Annotated in this window: 16 protein-coding genes and 1 pseudogene; 11 read left to right on the top strand and 6 right to left on the bottom strand. The window is 66.8% G+C overall.

The window, feature by feature from the left end; all coding sequences use genetic code 11:
* The first annotated feature begins 335 nt into the window (after window positions 1-335).
* Window positions 336-962, top strand: a complete 627-nt coding sequence (gene can, locus PA6_RS16055) for a carbonate dehydratase (protein WP_021701993.1) — start codon at window positions 336-338, stop codon at window positions 960-962.
* A gap of 1 nt (window position 963) precedes the next feature.
* Here can and narL read toward each other — a convergent pair whose 3' ends face one another.
* Together narL and PA6_RS16045 are read right to left on the bottom strand one after the other, a co-directional pair.
* Window positions 964-1,602: a two-component system response regulator NarL gene (narL, locus tag PA6_RS16050; protein ID WP_021701992.1), complete on the bottom strand. Its 639-nt coding sequence runs from the start codon at window positions 1,600-1,602 to the stop codon at window positions 964-966.
* Window positions 1,599-3,401, bottom strand: a complete 1,803-nt coding sequence (locus tag PA6_RS16045) for an ATP-binding protein (protein ID WP_021701991.1) — start codon at window positions 3,399-3,401, stop codon at window positions 1,599-1,601. The genes narL and PA6_RS16045 overlap by 4 nt, the downstream gene beginning before the upstream one ends.
* 230 nt (window positions 3,402-3,631) lie before the next feature.
* Between PA6_RS16045 and PA6_RS16040 the strand changes: the two genes are divergently transcribed.
* The 8 genes from PA6_RS16040 (at window position 3,632) to moaA (ending at window position 15,271) form a co-directional block, all read left to right on the top strand.
* On the top strand, window positions 3,632-4,894 hold the full coding sequence (locus PA6_RS16040; RefSeq protein ID WP_021701990.1) for an MFS transporter: 1,263 nt from the start codon (window positions 3,632-3,634) through the stop codon (window positions 4,892-4,894).
* A 38-nt stretch (window positions 4,895-4,932) separates the two neighbouring features.
* Entirely contained in the window at window positions 4,933-6,324 is a 1,392-nt protein-coding gene (locus PA6_RS16035) for a NarK family nitrate/nitrite MFS transporter (RefSeq protein ID WP_255209932.1), read from the top strand.
* Window positions 6,325-6,388: 64 nt separating this feature from the next.
* A complete protein-coding gene (locus tag PA6_RS16030; RefSeq protein WP_021701988.1) occupies window positions 6,389-10,144 on the top strand; it encodes a nitrate reductase subunit alpha in 3,756 nt (1,251 codons plus the stop codon).
* A gap of 11 nt (window positions 10,145-10,155) precedes the next feature.
* Window positions 10,156-11,694 (top strand): nitrate reductase subunit beta, encoded by a 1,539-nt coding sequence (gene narH, locus PA6_RS16025; RefSeq protein ID WP_021701987.1) that lies wholly within the window; start codon window positions 10,156-10,158, stop codon window positions 11,692-11,694.
* Between the two features lie 2 nt (window positions 11,695-11,696).
* On the top strand, window positions 11,697-12,452 hold the full coding sequence (gene narJ / locus PA6_RS16020) for a nitrate reductase molybdenum cofactor assembly chaperone (RefSeq protein ID WP_021701986.1): 756 nt from the start codon (window positions 11,697-11,699) through the stop codon (window positions 12,450-12,452).
* Entirely contained in the window at window positions 12,445-13,140 is a 696-nt protein-coding gene (gene narI / locus PA6_RS16015) for a respiratory nitrate reductase subunit gamma (RefSeq protein WP_021701985.1), read from the top strand. The genes narJ and narI overlap by 8 nt, the downstream gene beginning before the upstream one ends.
* A gap of 147 nt (window positions 13,141-13,287) precedes the next feature.
* Complete coding sequence (locus tag PA6_RS16010; protein WP_021701984.1) at window positions 13,288-14,256, top strand: peptidylprolyl isomerase; 969 nt, start codon at window positions 13,288-13,290, stop codon at window positions 14,254-14,256.
* A gap of 25 nt (window positions 14,257-14,281) precedes the next feature.
* Window positions 14,282-15,271, top strand: a complete 990-nt coding sequence (gene moaA / locus PA6_RS16005; protein ID WP_021701983.1) for a GTP 3',8-cyclase MoaA — start codon at window positions 14,282-14,284, stop codon at window positions 15,269-15,271.
* A gap of 77 nt (window positions 15,272-15,348) precedes the next feature.
* Here moaA and hemN read toward each other — a convergent pair whose 3' ends face one another.
* Window positions 15,349-16,734, bottom strand: a complete 1,386-nt coding sequence (hemN, locus tag PA6_RS16000) for an oxygen-independent coproporphyrinogen III oxidase (RefSeq protein ID WP_021701982.1) — start codon at window positions 16,732-16,734, stop codon at window positions 15,349-15,351.
* 192 nt (window positions 16,735-16,926) lie between these two features.
* Between hemN and PA6_RS15995 the strand changes: the two are divergent.
* Window positions 16,927-19,128 (top strand): annotated as a pseudogene (locus PA6_RS15995) (ribonucleoside triphosphate reductase).
* A gap of 68 nt (window positions 19,129-19,196) precedes the next feature.
* Window positions 19,197-19,919 carry an anaerobic ribonucleoside-triphosphate reductase activating protein gene (locus PA6_RS15985; RefSeq protein WP_021701979.1) on the top strand — a complete coding sequence of 241 codons (723 nt, stop codon included), beginning with the start codon at window positions 19,197-19,199 and terminating at the stop codon, window positions 19,917-19,919.
* Between the two features lies 1 nt (window position 19,920).
* On the opposite strand, the gene PA6_RS15980 is transcribed toward PA6_RS15985, so the two are convergent.
* From PA6_RS15980 to PA6_RS15970, 3 genes are read right to left on the bottom strand one after another with little or no spacing between them, the layout of a single operon-like run.
* Window positions 19,921-21,288 (bottom strand): 4Fe-4S binding protein, encoded by a 1,368-nt coding sequence (locus tag PA6_RS15980; RefSeq protein ID WP_021701978.1) that lies wholly within the window; start codon window positions 21,286-21,288, stop codon window positions 19,921-19,923.
* Window positions 21,285-22,118, bottom strand: coding sequence for an FTR1 family iron permease (locus PA6_RS15975; protein WP_021701977.1), 834 nt, complete (start codon window positions 22,116-22,118; stop codon window positions 21,285-21,287). The genes PA6_RS15980 and PA6_RS15975 overlap by 4 nt, the downstream gene beginning before the upstream one ends.
* Window positions 22,119-22,127: 9 nt before the next feature.
* Complete coding sequence (locus tag PA6_RS15970; protein WP_021701976.1) at window positions 22,128-22,448, bottom strand: cupredoxin domain-containing protein; 321 nt, start codon at window positions 22,446-22,448, stop codon at window positions 22,128-22,130.
* Window positions 22,449-22,479: the final 31 nt, after the last annotated feature.

Raw genomic sequence — 22,479 nt, 5'->3', positions numbered from 1 at the left:
CTTGCCCTGGGTGAACAGGTCGCTCAGGGGTTGGTCCGCCCAGGACGGGGCGGCGACAGCCAGCAGGGGCAGGGTGAGCCAGCGCAGATGGGACAGTTGCATGGGACGTCTCCGGTACTGAATTTGCCGGCGACGATAGAGCGCCACCCCACCGCGGCCTTGATGGACATCAAGTTCCGCGCCGAGCCTGGGTGGTTTCTCGGCTTTCTTGATTTTGGTCAGTTTCAGCGCCGGAGCGGGCGGCTAGCGTCGTAGGCAGATCGATAGGCTGCTGTCACTGCGGCCTGCTTGCGCAGTGCCGCGGCCGGCGCACCCTGAACCCTGCGAGGTGAACCTTGGAGATCAAGCAACTGCTGGCCAACAACCGCTTCTGGTCCGAAGCGCTGACTGCCCGCGACCCCGATTTCTTTGCCCGCCTGGCGCGGCAGCAGCGGCCGGAGTTTCTCTGGATCGGCTGCTCGGACAGCCGCGTGCCGGCCAACGAAGTGGTCGGGCTGATGCCCGGCGAGCTGTTCGTGCATCGCAACGTGGCCAACATGGTGGTGGCCACCGACATGAATTTTCTCTCGGTGCTGCAGTACGCGGTGGACGTGCTGCAGGTGCGGCATGTGATCGTCTGCGGCCACTACGGCTGCGGTGGCGTGCGCGCCGCGCTGGGGCACCGCGAGCTGGGGCTGATCGACAACTGGCTGCGCGCGCTCAAGGCCATCCATCACCAGAACCTGGTGCGCTTCGACGGGCTGGACGATGAGCAGCAGGTCAACCTGCTGTGCGAGCTGAACGTGCAGCGCCAGGTGCGCAACGTCTGCCACACCACCATCGTGCAGAACGCCTGGCAGCGCGGGCAGCCGCTGGCGGTGCATGGCTGGATCTACGGCCTGGCCGATGGCCTGGTGAAGGACCTGCAGGTGACGCTGGACAACGCGTCCCAGCTCGACAGCACCTTCCTCTACGACCTCTGACTCAGCCCAGGTGCTCCAGCGCCCACACGGCCGCTTCCACCCGCGAGCGCAGTCCGAGCTTGTGCAGCAGGTTCTTCACATGGACCTTCACCGTGCCTTCGGTGATGCCCAGCTTGTTGCCGATCATCTTGTTGCTCAGGCCGGCGGCAATCATCTTCAGCACCTGCCGCTCGCGGTCGGTCAGGTCCAGCGAGCTGGCGCTCTGCGGCGCGCGCAGGGCCTGGGCCAGCACGGTGGTCAGCGACGGGCTGATCACCAGGGTGCCGCGCAGCACTTCGCGCAGGCGGGCGATCAGGTGTTCGGGCTCCATGTCCTTGAGCAGGTAGCCGTCGGCGCCGAAGCGCATGGCGTCGCGCACGTCGTGCTCGGCATCGGACACGGTGAACAGCAGGATCTTGCCGACGAAGCCCTGCTCGCGCAGGCGCTTGAGCGTTTCCACGCCATTGAGCTGCGGCATGTTGTTGTCCAGCACCACCAGGTCGGGGGTGAGGCGCTGTACCTGCTCGCAGGCCTCGAGGCCGTTGTTGGCTTCGCCCACCACGGTCAGGTCGCCTTCCAGCTCGATCAGCTGGCGCAGGCCGCGACGCATCATCGGATGGTCGTCGACCAGCAGCAGGGTGTGGGGCAGGGTGGCGTTCATGAAAGGGCCTCGGGAGTCGGTTGACGCAGGAATTCCGGACAGAACAGCAGACGCACGCGGGTGCCCTGGGGCTCGCGGGGAGTCAATGCGAGGCTGCCGCCCAGGCTGTGGGCGCGCTCCTGCATGATGTTCAGGCCGTGGTGGTGACGGCTGTCGAAAGCGGGATCGATGCCGATGCCGTCGTCTTCTACCAGCAGTTCGACATTCTCGCCGCACTGACGCAGGTGCACCCAGGCCTGGCTGGCCTGGGCATGGCGCGCGCAGTTGGACAGCGCCTCGCGGGCGATCTGCAGCAGGTGGATCTGCTCGGTGGCCGACAGGGTGAAGGCCAGCGGTTCGGCGTGCAGCAGCACACGCAGGTTGCCGCGCTCGGCGAACTCGCGGGCGGTGTCGTCGAGGGCCTGCTCGATGCCGCCGTCCTGGATCTGCAGGCGGAAGGTGGTGAGCAGTTCGCGCAACTGGCGATAGGCGCTGTTCAGGCCCTCGCGCAGCTCGTCGCTGACCTCCAGCAGCACCTCGCTGCTTTCGCCGCGGCGGATCAGGGTCTGCAGGCGGCTGACCTGCAGCTTCATGTAGGACAGCGCCTGGGCCAGCGAATCATGCAGCTCGCGGGCGATGGTGGTGCGCTCGTCGAGCAGCAGCAGGCGGTTGTCCTGCTCGCGCTGGCGCTCCAGCGACAGCGAAGTGCCGATCAGGTTGGCCAGCGCCTGGATCAGCTCCTGCTCCCACTGGCGCGGAGTGTGGCCGTCCTCGTAGTGGGCGCACAGCTCGCCCAGGCTGTTGCCCTGCGAGCTGATGATGAAGTCCAGGCCGTTGGGCTGGGTATGGCGCTGGCAGCTGGCGCAGTCGCTGCGCGCGCAGATTTCCCGCGACTCGTTGCCGTGCAGGGCGATCAGGTGCTCCACCGGCGCCTGGGTATCGCCTTTCAGGCACAGGGTCAGGCGCAGGCCGGGCAGGCGCTGCTGGAAGCTGTCGATCAGCTCGTCCAGCTGCTCGGCGTTGGCCGGGCTGCTGGCGATGCTGCGGCTGCTCTGGTACAGCAGCTCCAGGGCGGCATTGCTCTGCGCCAGGTTCTGCGTCTTCTCCGCCACCCGCGATTCGAGGGTGCGGTGCGATTCCTCGATGGCGTCGGCCATGGCGTTGAAGCTCAGCGCCATCTGCCCCAGTTCATCGATGGAACGGTACTCAATGCGCGCGTCGAGGTCGCCGGCGCGGAAGCGCTCGGTGGCGCCGACCAGCTCCTGCAACGGGGTGATCACGCTGTTCTGCAGCTCGAACATGCCCACCAGCAGGATCACCACGGTCATCAGCAGGGCCGCGCCCTGGATGCTCTGCTGCCAGCTCTGGCGCTTCTCGCTCTGCTTCTGCAGCTGCATGACGAAGTTTTCCAGCTGGCCGACGAAGATCTCCGACTGTTGCTGGAAGGTGATCCGGTCGCCACGCTCCAGGGCCGGTAGCAGCTGCTCGCGCCACTGGCGCTGGACGCTGGCGAAGGCATGGCCGACCGGATCGTCGGGTTCGTCGCCGATCATGTGCCTGAGCGAGTTGCTGTCCAGGCGCCGCTGCATGTCGTCGCGCAGAGCGGCGATGGTGCTGGCGTCGGCATTGGCTTCCAGGCGCCAGTTCAGGCGGTAGGTGGCCATGCGCAGCGAGCCGGCGGTGTTGATGGCGGCGGCGTCGTCCTCGCTGACCATGGCGATCAGCACGGCACTGATCGCGCTGCAGAAGGCCAGGGTGGCGATCAGTATCACCGCCAGCCCGGCGCGGGCCGGCAACGAGCCCTTGAACCAGTCCAGCATCGCGCTACCTCCAAAGAGTTCGGAGCGCTCCGCGATCCACCGGCCGAGGCTCTGCTATTGCGATAAATCCATGATTTAAAAGGATTTATTATTGATTTTCGCCACTATCACTTTGGTGGTAGTTGGGGCAATGGTAGGTCGTGAGGGCGCCGGTGCTCCTTGATCCAGATCAAGAAACGACGGCCCCCTGGCAATAGCCTGCAGCCATGAAACAGCTTGGGAGAGCGTTCATGGCGAGCCAGAAAATGCAACAGGGGTTGGTGCTGGGGATGAGCACCGCCGCGTTCACCATCTGCTTCATGGTGTGGATGATGTTCGCGGTACTCGGTGTACCCATCAAGGAACTGCTGCAGCTCAACGAGACCCAGTTCGGCCTGCTGGCCTCGACGCCGGTCCTGACCGGTTCGCTGATCCGCCTGCCGCTGGGCATGCTCACCGACCGCTTCGGCGGACGCATCGTGTTCTTCGTGCTGATGCTGGTCTGCGTGCTGCCAATCTACCTGATCAGCGAGGCCACCCAGTACTGGCAGTTCCTCGTCCTCGGGCTGTTCGTCGGCCTGGCCGGCGGCTCCTTCTCGGTAGGTATCGCCTACGTCGCCAAATGGTTCGACAAGTCCAGCCAGGGCCTGGCCATGGGCATCTTCGGCGCGGGCAACGCCGGCTCGGCGCTGACCAAGTTCATCGCCCCGGCGATCATCGCCGCCGCCAGCTGGCAGATGGTGCCGAAGGTCTACTCGGCGATCATGTTCATCACCGCGCTGCTGTTCTGGTTCCTCACCTACGAGAACAAGGCGCACCGGGTGCCGAGCAGCGTGTCGCTGGGCGAGCAGCTGAAGACCCTGAAGGACCCGCGCGTCTGGCGCTACTGCCAGTACTACTCGATCGTCTTCGGCGGCTACGTCGCGCTGGCCCTGTGGATGACCAAGTACTACGTGCAGGAGTACGGCTTCAGCCTGCAGAGCGCGGCGCTGCTGGCCGCCTGCTTCTCCCTGCCGGGCGGCGTGCTGCGCGCCATCGGCGGCTGGATGTCGGACAAATGGGGCGCGCACAGCGTGACCTGGTGGGTGATGTGGGTGAGCTGGGTATGCCTGTTCATCCTGTCCTACCCGCAGACCGACTTCACCGTGCACACGGTCAACGGCCCGCAGACCTTCCACATCGGCCTCAACGTCTGGGTGTTCACCGCGCTGATGTTCGTCATGGGCATCGCCTGGGCCTTCGGCAAGGCCTCGGTGTTCAAGTACATCTCCAACGAATTCCCTGATCGCATGGGCGCCGTGTCCGGCATCGTCGGCCTCGCCGGCGGCCTGGGCGGCTTCGTCCTGCCGATCATGTTCGGCGCCCTGGTGGACCTCACCGGCGTGCGCAGCTCCTGCTTCATGCTGATGTACGGCGTGGTCTGGGTCTCCCTGATCTGGATGTACCTCAGCGAGGTTCGCAAAACCCCGGTTATGGGTTCGGGTTCCACCGGCCCCATGAATTCCGCTTCCTGACAAGGAGACTGAGCATGTCCGCAACCAAGAATCCGGCCATGGGGCAGCCGCCCCGGCAAGGGCCGGTGATCGAGGACTGGCGTCCGGAGGATCCGCATTTCTGGGGTTCCATCGGCAAGGCCATCGCCACCCGCAACCTGTGGATCTCGATTCCCGCGCTGTTTCTCGCCTTCGCCGTGTGGATGGTGTGGAGTACGGTGATCGTGCGCCTCAATGCCATCGGCTTCAGCTTCAGCACCGATCAGTTGTTCTGGCTGGCGGCACTGCCGGGGCTGTCCGGGGCGACCTTCCGCATCTTCTATTCGTTCATGGTGCCGGTGTTCGGTGGGCGCCGCTGGACCGCACTAAGCACCGCCTCGCTGCTGATTCCGTCGATCTGGATGGGCTTCGCCGTGCAGGACCCGGGCACGCCCTACAGCGTGTTCGTGATCATCGCCCTGCTGTGCGGCTTCGGTGGCGGCAACTTCGCCTCCTCGATGTCCAACATCAGCTTCTTCTACCCCAAGGCGCAGCAGGGCACCGCCCTGGGCCTGAACGCCGGCCTGGGTAACCTGGGCGTGTCGGCCATGCAGTTTCTGGTGCCGCTGGTCATCGGCTTCGGCCTGTTCGGCGCGGTCGGCGGCAAGCCGCAGGAACTGGCGGATGGCAGCCAGCTGTGGCTGCAGAACGCCGGCCTGGTGTGGGTGCCGCTGATCGCGGCGGTGACCCTGGCGGCCTGGTTCGGCATGAACGACCTGGCCTCGGCCCGTGCCTCCTTCGCCGAGCAGGCGGTGATCTTCAGGCGCAAGCACAACTGGCTGATGTGCTGGCTGTACCTGGCCACCTTCGGTTCCTTCATCGGCTTCGCCGCGGCCTTCCCGCTGCTGATCAAGCATTCCTTCCCCGAGGTCAACGCGCTCAAGTTCGCCTTCCTCGGCCCGCTGGTCGGCGCCCTGGTGCGTCCGCTGGGCGGCTGGGTGGCGGACAAGCTGGGTGGCGCGCGGGTGACCCTGTGGAACTTCGTGCTGATGATCGCCGCGGTGTTCGGGGTGATCGCCTTCCTGCCGCAGGGCGGCCAGGGCGGCAACTTCTACGGCTTCCTGGCCATGTTCATGCTGCTGTTCGTCACCACCGGCATCGGCAACGGTTCCACCTTCCGCATGATCCCGGTGATCTTCCGCACCCTGCACGAGCGCCTCAGCGCCGGCAAGGGCGCCGCCGAGAAGGAGCAGGCGATCAAGGCCGCCGGCAAGGAATCGGCTGCGGTGCTCGGCTTCAGCTCGGCCATCGGGGCCTTCGGCGCCTTCTTCATTCCCAAGTCCTTCGGCAGCTCCATCGCCCTCACCGGCGGGCCCGAGGTCGCCCTGTACGTGTTCGTTGGCTACTACGTCAGCTGCATCCTGGTCACCTGGTGGTGGTACTCGCGCAAGGGCGCAGAGACCCCCTGCTAGTCCGCCACAACCCAAGAAATGACGAGCGCGGGGCCGCCCGCGCTCAGCCTGAGAGGAAGAGAAAATGAGCCACATACTCGACCAGCTGCGCTTCTTCAATCGCAAGCAGGGGGAGTTCGCCGACGGTCATGGCGAGACCCGCAAGGAATCGCGTGACTGGGAGAACGTCTACCGTTCGCGCTGGCAGTACGACAAGATCGTGCGCTCCACCCACGGGGTGAACTGCACCGGGTCGTGCTCCTGGAAGATCTACGTGAAGAACGGCCTGATCACCTGGGAAACCCAGCAGACCGACTACCCGCGCACCCGTAACGACCTGCCCAACCACGAACCGCGTGGCTGCCCGCGCGGCGCCAGCTACAGCTGGTACATCTACAGTGCCAACCGCCTTAAATACCCCAAGGTCCGTAAACCCCTGCTGAGACTCTGGCGCGAAGCACGCAAGACCCTGGCGCCGGTCGAGGCCTGGGCCAGCATCGTCAGCGACCCGGTCAAGGCCGAAAGCTACAAGAGCAAGCGCGGCATGGGCGGCTTCATCCGTTCCAGCTGGAACGAGGTCAACGAGATCATCGCCGCGGCCAACGTCTACACCGTCAAGCAGTTCGGCCCGGACCGCGTGGTCGGCTTCTCGCCGATCCCGGCCATGTCCATGGTCAGCTATGCCGCCGGTAGCCGTTACCTGTCGCTGATCGGCGGCGTGTGCCTCAGCTTCTACGATTGGTACTGCGACCTGCCGCCGTCCTCGCCGCAGGTGTGGGGCGAGCAGACCGACGTGCCGGAATCGGCCGACTGGTACAACTCCAACTACATCATCGCCTGGGGCTCCAACGTTCCGCAGACCCGTACCCCGGACGCGCACTTCTTCACCGAGGTGCGCTACAAGGGCACCAAGACCGTGGCCATCACCCCAGACTACGCCGAGGTGGCCAAACTCACCGACCTCTGGCTCAACCCCAAGCAGGGCACCGACGCGGCGCTGGCGCAGGCCTTCGCCCACGTCATCTTCAAGGAATTCCACCTGGAGAAGCCCAGCGCCTACTTCACCGACTACGCCAAGCGCTACACCGACCTGCCGATGCTGGTGCTGCTCAATGAGCAGGACGGCAGCTACCGCGCCGAGCGCTTCCTGCGTGCCAGCGACCTGACCGACAGCCTCGGCCAGGGCAACAACCCCGAGTGGAAGACCATCGCCGTCGACGCCTCGGGCGAGCTGGTGTCGCCGCAGGGCTCCATCGGCTACCGCTGGGGCGAGAAGGGCAAGTGGAACATCGAGGCCCGCGAGGGCGGCGCCGGGCGCGAGATCGATCTCAAGCTCAGCCAGATCGACAGTGGCGAAGTGGCGGAAGTCGCCTTCCCTTATTTCGGCGGGCAGACCCACGAGTACTTCACTGCCGTGCCGGGCGAGGAGATCCAGCTGCGCCGCGTACCGGTGCGCACCGTGATCCTGGCCGACGGCAGCCAGGCGCGGGTCGCCAGCGTGTTCGACCTGATGGCCGCCAACCTCGGCATCGACCGTGGCCTGGGCGGCGCCAACGTCGCCAACCACTATGACGACGACCGCGTGCCGGGCACCCCGGCCTGGCAGGAGAAGATCACCGGCGTCAGCCGCGAGAAGGCCATCCAGATCGCCCGCGAGTTCGCCGACAACGCCGACAAGACCAAGGGCCGTTCCATGATCATCGTCGGTGCGGCGATGAACCACTGGTACCACATGGACATGAACTACCGCGGCCTGATCAACATGCTGATGTTGTGCGGCTGCGTGGGTCAGACCGGTGGCGGTTGGGCCCACTACGTCGGCCAGGAGAAGCTGCGTCCGCAGTGCGGCTGGCTGCCGCTGGCCTTCGGCCTGGACTGGAGCCGTCCGCCGCGGCAGATGAACGGCACCAGCTTCTTCTACAACCACAGCTCGCAGTGGCGCCACGAGAAGATGAGCATTCACGAGGTGCTCTCGCCGCTGGCCGACAAGTCGCAGTTCCCCGAGCACATGCTCGACTACAACATCCGCGCCGAGCGCGCCGGCTGGCTGCCGAGCGCCCCGCAGCTGAACCGCAACCCGCTGCAGATCTGCCGCGACGCCAAGGCCGCCGGTCTGTCGCCGGTGGACTACGTGACCAAGTCGCTGGCCGACGGCTCGCTGCGCTTCTCCTGTGAACAGCCGGACAACCCGGTCAACTTCCCGCGCAACATGTTCATCTGGCGCTCCAACCTGCTGGGCAGCTCGGGCAAGGGCCACGAGTACATGCTCAAGTACCTGCTGGGTACCAAGAACGGCGTGATGAACGAGGACCTCGGCAAGCGCGGCGGCTTCAAGCCGAACGAGGCCGAGTGGGTGGACGAGGGCGCCATCGGCAAGCTCGACCTGGTGACTACCCTGGACTTCCGCATGTCCTCGACCTGCGTGTACTCCGACATCGTCCTGCCGACCGCGACCTGGTACGAGAAGGACGACATGAACACCTCGGACATGCACCCCTTCATCCACCCGCTGTCGGCCGCCATCGATCCGGCCTGGGAAGCGCGTTCGGACTGGGAGATCTACAAGGGCATCGCCAAGTCCTTCTCCGAGATGGCCAAGGGGCACCTGGGCGTCGAGCAGGACCTGGTCACAGTGCCTTTGCTGCACGACACCCCCGGCGAGCTGGCGCAGCCCTTCGGTGGCAGCGACTGGAAGACCGCGGGCGTGGCGCCGCAGCCGGGCAAGAACTGCCCGAACATCACGGTGGTCGAGCGCGACTACCCGAACACCTACAAGAAGTTCACCTCGCTCGGCCCGCTGCTGGACAAGCTGGGCAACGGCGGCAAGGGCATCAACTGGAACACCGAGCACGAGGTCGAGTTCCTCGGCGAGCTGAACTACAAGGTGCGCGAGGAGGGCGTCAGCCAGGGCCGGCCAAAGATCGAGTCGGCCATCGACGCGGCGGAGGTCATCCTCTCGCTGGCTCCGGAAACCAACGGCCATGTTGCCGTGAAGGCCTGGGCCGCGCTGTCGGAGTTCACCGGTCGCGATCACAGCCACCTGGCGCTGCCCAAGGAGCATGAGGCGATCCGCTTCCGCGATATCCAGGCGCAGCCGCGCAAGATCATCTCCAGCCCGACCTGGTCCGGCCTGGAAGACGAGCATGTGTCCTACAACGCCGGCTACACCAACGTCCACGAGCTGATCCCGTGGCGCACCATCACCGGTCGCCAGCAGTTCTACCAGGATCACCCCTGGATGCTGGCCTTCGGCGAGGGCCTGATGAGCTACCGGCCGCCGATCAACACCCGCTCGACCGGCTACGTGAAGGGCAAGATGTCCAACGGCAACCCGGAGATCTGCCTGAACTGGATCACCCCGCACCAGAAGTGGGGCATCCACAGCACCTACACCGACAACCTGATCATGCTCACCCTGAGCCGTGGCGGTCCGATCGTGTGGATGAGCGAGATCGACGCGAAGAAGGTCGGCATCGAGGACAACGACTGGATCGAGTGCTTCAACGCCAACGGCGCCCTGACCGCCCGCGCGGTGGTCAGCCAGCGGGTCAAGGAAGGCATGGTGATGATGTACCACGCCCAGGAACGCATCGTGAATGTGCCCGGCGCCGAGAGCACCCAGACCCGCGGTGGCCACCACAACTCGGTGACCCGCGTGGTGCTCAAGCCCACCCATATGATCGGTGGCTACGCCCAGCTGGCCTACGGCTTCAACTACTACGGCACCGTGGGCTGCAACCGCGACGAGTTCGTCGTGGTGCGCAAGATGAACAAGGTGGACTGGCTGGACGGGCCTAACGGCGACGCCCTGCCACAACCGCTGCCGACCGAGATCGAGTGAGGAGAGCCGACATGAAAATTCGTTCACAAGTGGGCATGGTCCTGAACCTGGACAAGTGCATCGGCTGCCACACCTGCTCGATCACCTGCAAAAACGTCTGGACCAGCCGTGAAGGCATGGAATACGCCTGGTTCAACAACGTCGAGACCAAGCCCGGTATCGGCTACCCGAAAGAGTGGGAAAACCAGGAGAAGTGGAAAGGCGGCTGGGTACGCAACAAGGATGGTTCGATCAACCCGAAGATCGGCGGCAAGTTCCGCGTGCTGGCGAACATCTTCTCCAACCCGGACCTGCCGAGCATCGACGACTACTACGAGCCGTTCGACTTCGACTACCAGCACCTGCACACCGCGCCGCTGGGTAACCACCAGCCGGTGGCCCGGCCGCGTTCGGTGATCTCCGGCCAACGCATGGAGAAGATCGAGTGGGGCCCGAACTGGGAGGAGATTCTCGGCACCGAGTTCGCCAAGCGGCGCAAGGACAAGAACTTCGACAAGGTGCAGGCCGACATCTACGGCGAGTACGAAAACACCTTCATGATGTACCTGCCGCGCCTGTGCGAGCACTGCCTCAACCCGGCGTGCGCGGCCTCCTGCCCGAGCGGCGCGATCTACAAGCGCGAGGAGGACGGCATCGTCCTCATCGACCAGGAGAAGTGCCGCGGCTGGCGCATGTGCATCAGCGGCTGCCCGTACAAGAAGATTTACTTCAACTGGAAGAGCGGTAAATCCGAGAAGTGCATCTTCTGCTACCCGCGCATCGAAGCCGGCATGCCGACCGTGTGCTCGGAAACCTGCGTGGGCCGCATCCGCTACCTCGGCGTGCTGCTGTATGACGCCGACCGCATCCACGAGGTGGCCAGCACCCCGAGCGAGCAGGACCTGTACCAGAAGCAGCTGGAGATCTTCCTCGACCCGAACGATCCCAAGGTGATCGAGCAGGCGCTGAAGGACGGCGTGCCGCTGTCGGTGATCGAGGCCGCGCAGAAGTCGCCGGTGTACAAGCTGGCGGTGGACTGGCAGCTGGCCCTGCCGCTGCACCCGGAATACCGCACCCTGCCGATGGTCTGGTACGTGCCGCCGCTGTCGCCGATCCAGAACGCCGCCGCCAAGGGCAGCGTGAGCATGGATGGCGTGCTGCCGGACGTGGACAGCCTGCGCATCCCGGTACGCTACCTGGCCAATCTGCTCACCGCCGGTGACGAGCAGCCGGTCAAGCTGGCCCTCAAGCGCCTGCTGGCGATGCGTGCCTACAAGCGCGCCGAGCAGGTCGACGGCGTGCAGGACCTCAAGGTGCTGGAGTCGGTCGGTCTCTCCGTGGCGCAGTGCGAGGACATGTACCGCTACCTGGCCATCGCCAACTACGAGGATCGCTACGTGATTCCGTCGGCGCACCGCGAGGAGGCCATGAGCGATGCCTTCGCCGAGCGCTCCGGCTGTGGCTTCAGCTTCGGCAGCGGCTGCAGTGGCTCGTCGGACACCAACATGTTCGGCGCCAAGAAGGCCAACAAGCGCGACATCCTCAAGACCGTGCAGATCTGGGAGGAATGACCATGCAGATTCTCAAGGTGATTTCCCTGTTGCTCGACTACCCCGAGGAGGCGCTGCGCAGCGCCCACAAGGAGCTGGACGAGGCCATCTGCAGCGCCCGCGAGATCAGCCCGGACCAGCGCGGCTCGCTGCTGCGCCTGCTCGACGAGCTGGCCGGTGACGAGCTGATGGACGTGCAGGAGCGCTACACCGAGCTGTTCGACCGTGGCCGCGCCCTGTCGCTGCTGCTGTTTGAGCACGTGCATGGCGAGTCGCGCGACCGCGGCCAGGCCATGGTCGACCTGATGGCGCAGTACGAGGCCGCCGGGTTCGCCATCGGCGTGCGCGAGCTGCCCGACTACATCCCGCTGTACCTGGAGTACCTGGCCAGCCGCGAGGACCTCGAGGCCCGCGAGGGCCTGGCCGACGTGGCGCACCTGCTGGCCCTGCTGGCGGCGCGCCTGGAGGAACGCGAGAGCCCTTACGCCGCGTGTTTCCGCGCGCTGCTGCAGATCGCCGGCGAACAGCCGGCGGTGGCGGTGGCCGAGGTGCGCGAGCAGGTGGCCGGCGAGGTGCGCGACGACAGCCTGGAAGCGCTGGACAAGTTGTGGGAGGATGAGGCCGTGGACTTCCTCAAGGCCGAGCAGCAGGACCGCTGCCCAAGCCAGACTACGATGCCGGGCAAGGCTCGCGAAGAGGTGCCGGTGCCGCTGCACTGGATCGATTTCAAGCAGGACGGGGCGGCCAGCGTGCCGGCCCAGGAGGTGCACAATGGCTAATCTGAACTTCCTCGCCTTCGGCGTGTATCCCTATATCGCCCTGGCGGTCTGCCTGATCGGCAGCTGGGCGCGTTTCGATCTGTCGCAGTACAGCTGGAAGGCCGGTTCCAGCCAGATCTTCAACCGTACCCCGGCCGAACACCGCTACATGCGTATCGCCAGCAACCTGTTCCATGTCGGCGTGCTGTTCGTGCTGGCCGGCCACTTCGTCGGCCTGCTGACCCCGGCCTCGGTCTATCACCATGTGATCAGCACCGAGAACAAGCAGCTGCTGGCGATGGTCTCCGGCGGCATCTTCGGTGGCCTGTGCCTGATCGGCCTGCTGATGCTGCTCAAGCGCCGCCTGAGCGACGCCCGGGTGCGCGCCAGCTCCAGCTGTTCGGACATCCTGGTGCTGGTCGTGCTGCTGGTGCAGCTGCTGCTGGGCCTAGGCACCATCTATGCCTCGACCCACCACATGGACGGCTCGGTGATGGTGATGCTGGCCGACTGGGCGCAGTACACCGTGACCCTGCAGCCGCAGCTGGCCGCCGCGGCCATCGCTCCGGTGAGCCTGGTGTACAAGCTGCACGTGTTCCTCGGCCTGAGCCTGTTCGTGCTGTTCCCCTTCACCCGCCTGGTACACATCGTCAGCGCGCCGGTGTGGTACCTGGGGCGGCGCTACCAGATCGTGCGCCAGAAGGCCTGAGGCAACGTCTGGATCGGCTGCGCCTCGGCCGGCCGATCCACAGCGGATGAATCTTGAGTCGTGTAGCCCGGACAGGCGCCAGCGCCATCCGGGACCAGCAAGGTGGGTGGCCTCACCCACCGCCAAACGAATGCGTGGAGGTGTGACATGGGTTGTGGATGCGGAGGTAGCGGCAACGGTGGTGGTGGCTGCGCCGGTGGCGCCAGCCAGGTCGTGGTGCCCGAGCCGGCGCAGGCCGGTGTGCAGGCGTTCGAGCCGGTGGTCGAGCAGGCTCCGGCCGCGGACGACGAAAGCGAGGATGAGCCCTCACTGGAACTGATCGCCAGCAGCGAGCAGGAGTGGCCGCGGATCAAGGTCAATGGTGTCGCCATCGCGCCCGAGGCAATCGCCCAGGAGCTGCAGTACCACCCGGCGAACACCCGCCAGGAAGCCATCTTCCTGGCCAGCCAGGCGCTGGTGATCCGCGAGCTGCTGCAACAGCGAATCAGCGCGCTGGATATCCGGGTCCGTGCGGCCGCGGGCGAGAGCGAGGAGGAGGCCGCCACCCGCACGCTGATCGAGCGCGAGGTGGCGCTGCCGCATGCCGACGAGGCGACCTGCCGCGCCTACTTCGAGCGCAATCGTTCGCGCTATGCCAGCGCACCGCTGCTGGCGGCCCGGCACATCCTGCTGGCCTGCCCGGCCGACGATGCCGAGGAGCGCAGCCAGGCCCGTGACCAGGCCCAGGCGCTGATCGCCGAGCTGCAGGCACAGCCCGAGCGCTTCGCCGAGCTGGCCATGGCGCATTCGGCCTGCCCCTCCAAGGAGCAGGGCGGGGCGCTGGGGCAGATCAGCCAGGGGCAGACGGTGCCGGAGTTCGAGCGCCAGTTGTTCCGTCTGCCGCTCGGCCTGGCCGGGCAGCCGCTGGAAAGCCGCTATGGCTTCCATGTGGTGCTGGTGGAACAGCGTCTCGAGGGCCAGCCACTGCCGTTCGAGGCGGTGCACAAGAGCATCTGCGCCGAGCTGGACCAGCGGGTGTGGCAGGTGGCCGTGGCGCAGTACCTGAAGAACCTGATCGGCGAGGCGGACATCCAGGGCATCCTGCTCGAAGGCGCCGACAGCCCGCTGTTGCAGTAAACCGGCCCAGGGCCTGGGGAGTACCATGAGCAGCCTGCTGCAGGACGGCTTCGGCCGCAGCATTGATTACCTGCGCCTGTCGGTCACCGACCGCTGCGATTTCCGCTGCGTCTACTGCATGGCCGAGGACATGACCTTCCTGCCACGCCAGCAGGTGCTGACGCTGGAGGAGCTGGAGCGTACGGCGCGGATCTTCGTCGCCCAGGGCGTGCGCAAGATCCGCCTCACCGGCGGCGAGCCGCTGGTGCGCCCCGGTGTAGTCGGTCTGTGCCAGCGCATCGCCGCGCTGCCGGGCCTGCGCGAGCTGGTGATGACCACCAACGGCTCGCAGCTGCACAAGCTGGCCAGGCCGCTGGCCGAGGCGGGGGTCAAGCGCCTAAACATCAGCCTGGACAGCCTGCGCCCTGAACGCTTTCGCGCCATCACCCGCACCGGCGAGCTGGGCCAGGTGCTGGCCGGTATCGAGGCCGCGCAGGCGGCCGGCTTCGCCAACCTCAAGCTGAACGTGGTGGTGATGCACGGGCGCAACGCCGACGAGGTGACGGACCTGGTCGACTTCGCCCTGAGCCGCGGCCTGGATATCAGCTTCATCGAGGAGATGCCGCTGGGGCAGGTGGGGCGCGAGCGCGGCGAGAGCTACTGTTCCAGCGACTGGGTGCGCGCGCGCATTGCCGAGCGCTACAGCCTGCTCGACAGCGCCGAGCACAGTGGCGGGCCGGCGCGCTACGTGCGCCTGCAGGGCTTCCCCGACAGCCGCATCGGCTTCATCTCGCCGCACAGCCACAACTTCTGCGCGACCTGCAACCGCGTGCGGGTCACGGTCGAGGGACGTCTGCTGCTGTGCCTGGGCCACGAACATTCGCTCGACCTGCGCGGCCTGCTGCGCCGTCACCCATGCGACGACGCCCCGGTGCTGGCGGCCATCCGTCAGGGCCTGCTGCGCAAACCGCTGCGCCACGAATTCGATACCGGGGACGTGCAGATCCTGCGCTTCATGAACGCCACCGGCGGCTGATCAACTCCCGCTGGCCCACGCTTGGGCCGTTACCACCTGCCAGGCGGCATTGGTCCGCCATGGCCGGTGGTTTTTTATTACACGGTGCGCGAGAAACGCCCGCTCTGGCCTTCGCCCAGGTAGGCGTCGAACGCCATCGCCACGCTGCGCATCATCAGCTGCCCGCGCGGCAGCAGCACCAGCGCATCGGCGTGGATCTGCACCAGGTCGTCGGCCAGGTGCTCGTCGAGGCTGGCCAGCGACTCGGCGAAGTAGTCGAGGAAGCGGATGCCGTGGCGCGCCTCCAGTTCCGCGAACTCGACCCGGCCGTGGCACATCAGTGCGGTGATCACCTCGCGCCGCAGCAGGTCGTCGTCGCTCAGGCGGTAGCCGCGGTGCACCGGCAACAGGCCCTGGTCGATGCGCGCGTAGTACTGCGAGAGTTCCTTGACGTTCTGGCTGTAGCTGTCGCTCACCTTGCCGATCGACGACACCCCGAGGCCGATCAGGTCGCAGTCGGCATGGGTCGAGTAGCCCTGGAAGTTGCGCTGCAGCGTACCTGCCTCGCGGGCCAGGCACAGCTCGTCGTCGGGCAGGGCGAAGTGATCCATGCCGATATACACGTAGCCGGCGGCGGTCAGGCGCTGGATGGTCAGCTCCAGCAGCTCCAGCTTGCGCTCCGGTGGCGGCATGTCCTCGCGGCGAACCAGCCGCTGGGCGCGCACCATTTCCGGCAGGTGCGCATAGCTGTAGGCGGCGATGCGATCCGGGCGCAGGGCGATGATCTTGTCCAGGGTGGTGTCGAAGCTGGCGACGGTCTGCAGCGGCAGGCCATAGATCAGGTCCACCGAGACCGACTTGAAGGCGGCCTCGCGGGCGGCGGCGACCAGCTCGTAGGTCTGCTCTTCGCTCTGCAGGCGATTGACGGCGGCCTGCACCTGCTGGTCGAAGTCCTGCACGCCGAAGCTCAGACGGTTGAAGCCCAGCGCGCGCAGCTCGGCGATGCGTTCGCGGCTGATGGTGCGCGGGTCGACCTCGATGGAAAACTCGTGATTGTCGCTTTCATCGAAGCGGAAGTGCTGGCGCAGGCAGTCCATCAGTTCGGCGAGCTGCGCGCTGCTCAGGTAGGTCGGCGTGCCGCCGCCGAGGTGCAGCTGGGTCAGGCGTCGCGACCGGCTGAACAGCGCCGCCTGCAGGGCGATTTCGCGCTTGAGGTAATCCAGGTACTCGACGGCGCGGTGGGTCTTCTGGGTGATGATCTTGTTGCAGGCACAGTAGTAGCAAAGGCTCTGGCAGAAGGGGATATGGATGTAGGCCGACAAGGCCTTGGCGGGCGCCCGGTTGCTGCGCTCGGCGGCTTGCCGGTAGTCGTCCTCGGCGAAGGCCTGGCGGAACTGGGGCGCGGTCGGGTAGGAGGTGTAGCGCGGCCCCGGGCGGTCGTATTTCTCTACCAGCGAGCGGTCGAAGCGCAGTGGACTGGTCATGGCAAGTGATTCCTGAGGGGCTTGATGCACCGCAGGATACCCTCTGGCGCCGGTCGGCGCGAACGCCTGAGCGCAGGTTTGCGGGCAAACTTGATCACGGTCAAGTTGCATCCGGCCTCCTGACGTAGATTGCACAGCATCTTGTGTTTTTCGTTGCTAGCAACAACTAGATGATGTGTCAGGAGGTGATGGATGTGTGCGGATCAGGTCCCCTATCGACCGCAGGCGCTGTTCAAGCGCGATGGCCAGGAAGTGCCCTTCGAGGCGGCCAAGATCGAGCGTGCGATTGCCGCTGCCGGGCAGGCCACGGGCGAGTTCGCGGCGCATGAGGCCAGTGCCCTGGCCGACGCGGTGCTGGCGCGCCTGCTGGAGTTCCACTGCGTGGGCGTGGAGCAGGTGCAGGACCGGGTCGAGCGGGTGCTGATGGAGGCCGGCTACTACCAGACCGCACGCGCCTACATCGTCTACCGCGAACGGCATGGCCGCCTGCGCCGCGAGCGCAAGCAGCTGATCGACGTGGCCGCCTCGATGAACGAATACCTGTCGCGCCAGGACTGGCGCGTGCAGGCCAACGCCAACCAGGGTTACTCGCTGGGCGGGCTGATCCTCAACGTGTCCGGCAAGGTCACCGCCAACTACTGGCTGGACGAGGTCTACAGCGAAGACGTCGGCCTGGCCCACCGCGAGGCCGATCTGCACATCCACGACCTCGACATGCTCGCCGGCTACTGCGCCGGCTGGTCGTTGCGCACCCTGCTGCACGAGGGCCTCAACGGCATCCCCGGGCGGGTCGAGGCCGGCCCGCCCAAGCACCTGTCCAGCGCCCTGGGGCAGATGGTCAACTTCCTCGGCACCCTGCAGAACGAGTGGGCCGGGGCCCAGGCCTTCAGCTCCTTCGATACCTATCTCGCGCCCTATGTGCGCAAGGACAACCTCAGCTACGCGCAGGTGCGCCAGTCGCTGCAGGAGTTCATCTACAACCTCAACGTGCCGTCGCGCTGGGGCACCCAGACGCCCTTCACCAACCTGACCTTCGACTGGGTCTGCCCGGAAGACCTGCGCGAGCAGGTGCCGGTGATCGGCGGCCAGGAGATGCCGTTCTGCTACGGCGAGCTGCAGGCCGAGATGGAGCTGATCAACCGCGCCTACATCGAGGTGATGATGGCCGGCGACGCCAAGGGCCGGGTGTTCACCTTCCCGATCCCGACCTACAACATCACCCACGACTTCCCCTGGGACAGCGACAACGCCACGCGCCTGTTCGATATGACCGCGCGCTACGGCCTGCCGTACTTCCAGAACTTCCTCAACTCGGACATGCAGCCCAACCAGGTGCGCTCCATGTGCTGCCGCCTGCAGCTGGATGTGCGTGAGCTGCTCAAGCGCGGCAATGGCCTGTTCGGCTCGGCCGAGCAGACCGGTTCGCTCGGCGTGGTGACCCTCAACTGCGCGCGCCTCGGCTACCTGTACCGGGACGACCTGGACGGCCTGATGCAGCGCCTCGACGCGCTGCTGGACATGGCCTTCGAGAGCCTGGAGGTGAAGCGCAAGGTGATCCAGCACCACATGGATGCCGGCCTCTATCCCTACACCCGACGCTACCTGGGCACCCTGCGCAATCACTTCTCCACCATCGGGGTCAACGGCCTGCACGAGATGCTGCGCAACTTCAGCGGCGACCGCGAGGGCATGCACACCGAGGACGGCCGCCAGCTGGCGCTGCAGGTGCTGGATCACGTGCGCGCGCGTCTGGTGCAGTTCCAGGAGCAGAGCGGCCACCTGTACAACCTGGAGGCCACCCCGGCCGAAGGCACCACCTACCGCTTCGCCAAGGAGGACCGCAAGCGCTTCCCCGACATCCTCCAGGCCGGCACGCCCGAGGCGCCGTACTACACCAACTCCTCGCAGCTACCGGTGGGCTTCACCGACGACCCCTTCGAGGCGCTGGCGTTGCAGGACGAGCTGCAGTGCAAGTACACCGGCGGCACTGTGCTGCACCTGTACATGGCCGAGCGGGTTTCTTCGGCGCAGGCCTGCAAGCAGCTGGTGCGCACCGCGCTGTCGCGCTTCCGCCTGCCGTACCTGACCATCACCCCGACCTTCTCCATCTGCCCGGTGCATGGCTACCTGGCCGGTGAGCACGAGTTCTGTCCGAAGTGCGACGAGGCGCTGCTGCACAAACAGCAGTGCTGCGGCGCCTGCGGCGGCTGAACCACGATTCCATCCACAGCAAGGAGCGACACCATGAATGCACCCGTGCAACTTCCCGAAGCCCAGCGCCAGCGCTGCGAGGTCTGGACCCGCGTGATGGGTTACCACCGTCCGGTGGCGGCCTTCAATCTCGGCAAGCAGTCCGAGCATCGCGAGCGCCAGCATTTCGCCGAGCCGCGCTGAGTCAGTCCGAAGCCCGGGCCATCGGTGATGGCCCGGGCTTCGCCATGTCTGCCATTGGAGCCACGAGCATGCCTTCAGTGCCTTCGCGTCATGCCTTTCGCCCGCTGCGCATCGGCGGGCTGCAAGCCATGACCACCCTCGACTACCCCGATCATCTGGCCTGCGTACTGTTCTGCCAGGGCTGCGCCTGGCGCTGCCGCTACTGCCACAACCCCGAGCTGATCCGCTGCGGCGGCCCAACCGAGTGGAGCTGGAACAAGGTGCTGGGCTTCCTGCGCCAGCGCCAGGGGCTGCTACAGGCGGTGGTGTTCTCCGGCGGCGAGGCGACCCTGCAGCCGGCGCTGCCGTCCGCCATGCGCCGGGTGCGCGAGCTGGGCTTCAAGGTCGGCCTGCACAGCGCCGGGATCAAGCCGGCTTCCTTCGGCCGCGCGCTGGCGCACTGCGACTGGGTCGGTTTCGACGTCAAGGCGCTGGAGGAGGACGCGGCGCTGATCACCGGCGTCAGCGGCAGCGGCCAGGCCAACTGGAACAGCCTGGAGCTGCTGCTGGACAGCGGCGTGGACTACGAATGTCGCACCACGGTGCACTGGGATCTGTTCGACTGCCGGCGCCTACAGCGCCTGGGCGAACGCCTGGCGGCCCTTGGCGTGCGGCGCTTCGCCGTGCAGCTGGCGCGCCCGCAGCAGATGCTCGATGGCGAGCTGGGTGCCGCCGCCACGCCGGCCCAGGCCGCCGAACTCTGGCCTTACTTCGCCCAGCTGTTCGAGCGTTTCGAGCTGCGCGCGGCCTGACTCACCAGCCCCAGAACTGCAGCCACCAGCCATAGCCGATCAGCGCGTTGCCCAGCAGCAGCGCGCCGACCGGTGCGGCGCGGCGCCAACCGGGCAGGGCGGCGCTCACCCGCCAGCCCAGCCACAGGCTCCAAGCCATGGCCAGGGCCAGCAGGGCGACGCGCGCCTGGCCGACCCAGAGCAGTTCCAGCCCTTCGTAGCGCAGCAGTTTCACCGTGGTCGCCGAGAGGCCGAGAAACAGCCCGGCGGCACCGGTCGGTACCAGGCACAGCGCCAGGTGGCGGGTGAACTGCAGCGAGCGTCCGGCCAGGCGTGCGCCGGCATGCAGCAGCAGGTGCAGGCCGCCGCCCAGCAGCAGGGCGCTGCCCCCCAGGTACAGGCAGATACCCAGGCCGTCGAGCCAGGTGAAGGCATCGTTGAGTTGCGGGTAATGGGTCAGCAGCCACCAAGGCGCATCGGCCTGCAGCAGCCACAGCTGCCCGTGTTCTACCAGCCATTCGGCCAGCGTCTGCTTGAGGGCGATGAACCAGGGGCTGAGCGTCCACTGGAAGGCGCCCATGGCCAGGCCGATCACCCCGTACAGCAGCAGGATGACTTCCCAGCGGTTGTCCGGCGCATTGCCGAAACGCACGATTTCCTCGCTGCCGGAGCGCGCGATCAGGCGCACCGCGTCGCGCTGGCCGCTGCAGCGCCCGCAGGCATGGCAGGCCGAGGCGCCGCGCATGCGGCGGATGTCCAGCAACGGCGCGCAGTTGGGCGGCGGCAGGTGCGGCGGCGGATTGTCCTGCCAGCGCTGCTCATCCACCCGGAAGTGCATGGGCGCGAGCTTGGCCAGCAGGGCGAACACGCCACTGACCGGGCACAGGTAGCGGCACCACACGCGCTTGCCACGGCCGTACAGCCAGCCGACCAGCATGGCCGCCAGGGTCGAGCCACCGAGGATCAGCAGCGCGGCCTGGGCGTAGTCGTACACGCTGATCAGCTGGCCGTAGAGCGTGGTGAGCAGAAAACCCAGGGTCGGCCAGCCGCCCCAGCGCATCCAGCGCGGCACACCGCCGCCGCGGCCGTGGCGACTGGCCCACTCGCTGAGCGCCCCCTCGGGGCACAGCAAGCCGCACCACAGGCGGCCGAACAGTACCACCGAGAGCAGTACGAAGGGCCACCAGAGCCCCCAGAAGACGAACTGCGCCAGCAGGGTCAGGTCGTCCAGCAGGCGCGCCTGGCCATCCGGCAGCGGCAGCCAGGCCGGAATCACCAGCAGCACCGCGTACAGCAGCACCACGGCCCATTGCAGGCGGCGGATCAGGCCGGCATGGCGCCGCAGTGCCGCGCCGAAGGCGCCCAGCCGGCGATCCAGCGCGACTTTCATGCCACGCGCTGCCGCGGTGCGCGCCGCCAGAACCAGGCCAGCAGCCAGAAGCCGGCCAGCAGCAGCGCGGCTACGGCCGACGGCATGGCCCGGTAGCCGGTCAGGCCGGCAATCAGCCCGCCCAGGCGCGAGCCATCGTCGAGCCAGGCCGAGCTGTCCCACAGCGGGTCGCCCAGCCAGGCATACAGCTGCTCGGGCAGGTCCATGCCCATCAGCTGGCCGCTGGCACGGTCCAGGGCGTTCATCAGCATGGCGCCGCCGAGCAGGAGCAACAGGGTCTCGCTGATGGCGAAGAAGCGCCGCCAGTCGAGCAGGCGGCTGCCGGCCTGCAGCAGGGCGAAGCTGGCCGCGCCGAGCAGCCCGCCGAGCAGGGCACCGCCAAGCATCTGCGAGGCACTGGCAGAGCCGCTCGCACCGTAGAGGAAGAGGGCGATCTCGCTGCCTTCGCGGGCCACGGCCAGTGCCGCCAGCAGCGCCAGGGCGGCATGCCGGCCCTGGCTCACGGCCTGCTCGGCACGGCTTTCCAGGTCATGGCGCAGCTGGCGGCCGTTGCGCGCCATCCACACCACCATCTGCAGCACCAGCAGGCTGGCCAGGGCACTCATGGCCGCCTGGAACCACTCGCCGGCCGGGCCGCTCATCCAGCTGCCGGCGAGCAGCATCAGGGTTGCCAGCAGCCCGGCCAGCGCCGCGCCCCCGGCCACGCCGACCCAGAGCAGACGCAGGTGCTGGCGCCGCTGCGGCTGGCGACTCAGCCAGGCATATAGCAAGCCGATGACCAGCAGGGCCTCGACGCTCTCGCGCCAGACGATCAGAAGAGCCTGTTCCATACCTGTTCCTTACTGCGCCTCGATGAAGCCGCCGGGCAGATCGAGGTGGAATTCGTCGAAGAAGTCATAGCGCCCCGGCTTGAGCGGGTGGATCACCACGAAGGAGCTGACGCCAGGGCCGAGCACCTTTTCCACCCGCAGGGGCAGGCTCTCGAACTCCACCGGTCCCTGGCCACGGTTGTGCACGATGACCTTGAAGCGCTGGCCGGCGGGCACCAGCAGGCTGGGCGGGGTGAAGTGGCCGTCGCGAATCTCCAGTTGGTAGCTGGGCAGCGGCGCTCCCGCCGCCGGCAAGGCCAGCGCGAGGAGGAGGGCGGGGAGGGTTCTCATGCTAGGTCTCCTGCGAGGGCGCGTCGGCGGC

This window comes from Aquipseudomonas alcaligenes NBRC 14159 (genome assembly GCF_000467105.1).
Classification (GTDB): domain Bacteria; phylum Pseudomonadota; class Gammaproteobacteria; order Pseudomonadales; family Pseudomonadaceae; genus Aquipseudomonas; species Aquipseudomonas alcaligenes.
Note: the sequence above shows the minus strand (reverse complement) of the source record. Positions and strands in the feature narration are given on the sequence as shown.

Coding starts and splice junctions, on each gene's coding strand:
- narL (WP_021701992.1), bottom strand. CDS start 1,602: ATGAACGCCACCCTGCCCCACACCCTGCTGCTGGTCGACGACCATCCG.
- PA6_RS16045 (WP_021701991.1), bottom strand. CDS start 3,401: ATGCTGGACTGGTTCAAGGGCTCGTTGCCGGCCCGCGCCGGGCTGGCG.
- PA6_RS16040 (WP_021701990.1), top strand. CDS start 3,632: ATGGCGAGCCAGAAAATGCAACAGGGGTTGGTGCTGGGGATGAGCACC.
- PA6_RS16035 (WP_255209932.1), top strand. CDS start 4,933: ATGGGGCAGCCGCCCCGGCAAGGGCCGGTGATCGAGGACTGGCGTCCG.
- PA6_RS16030 (WP_021701988.1), top strand. CDS start 6,389: ATGAGCCACATACTCGACCAGCTGCGCTTCTTCAATCGCAAGCAGGGG.
- narH (WP_021701987.1), top strand. CDS start 10,156: ATGAAAATTCGTTCACAAGTGGGCATGGTCCTGAACCTGGACAAGTGC.
- narJ (WP_021701986.1), top strand. CDS start 11,697: ATGCAGATTCTCAAGGTGATTTCCCTGTTGCTCGACTACCCCGAGGAG.
- narI (WP_021701985.1), top strand. CDS start 12,445: ATGGCTAATCTGAACTTCCTCGCCTTCGGCGTGTATCCCTATATCGCC.
- PA6_RS16010 (WP_021701984.1), top strand. CDS start 13,288: ATGGGTTGTGGATGCGGAGGTAGCGGCAACGGTGGTGGTGGCTGCGCC.
- moaA (WP_021701983.1), top strand. CDS start 14,282: ATGAGCAGCCTGCTGCAGGACGGCTTCGGCCGCAGCATTGATTACCTG.
- hemN (WP_021701982.1), bottom strand. CDS start 16,734: ATGACCAGTCCACTGCGCTTCGACCGCTCGCTGGTAGAGAAATACGAC.
- PA6_RS15985 (WP_021701979.1), top strand. CDS start 19,197: ATGCCTTCAGTGCCTTCGCGTCATGCCTTTCGCCCGCTGCGCATCGGC.
- PA6_RS15980 (WP_021701978.1), bottom strand. CDS start 21,288: ATGAAAGTCGCGCTGGATCGCCGGCTGGGCGCCTTCGGCGCGGCACTG.
- PA6_RS15975 (WP_021701977.1), bottom strand. CDS start 22,118: ATGGAACAGGCTCTTCTGATCGTCTGGCGCGAGAGCGTCGAGGCCCTG.
- PA6_RS15970 (WP_021701976.1), bottom strand. CDS start 22,448: ATGAGAACCCTCCCCGCCCTCCTCCTCGCGCTGGCCTTGCCGGCGGCG.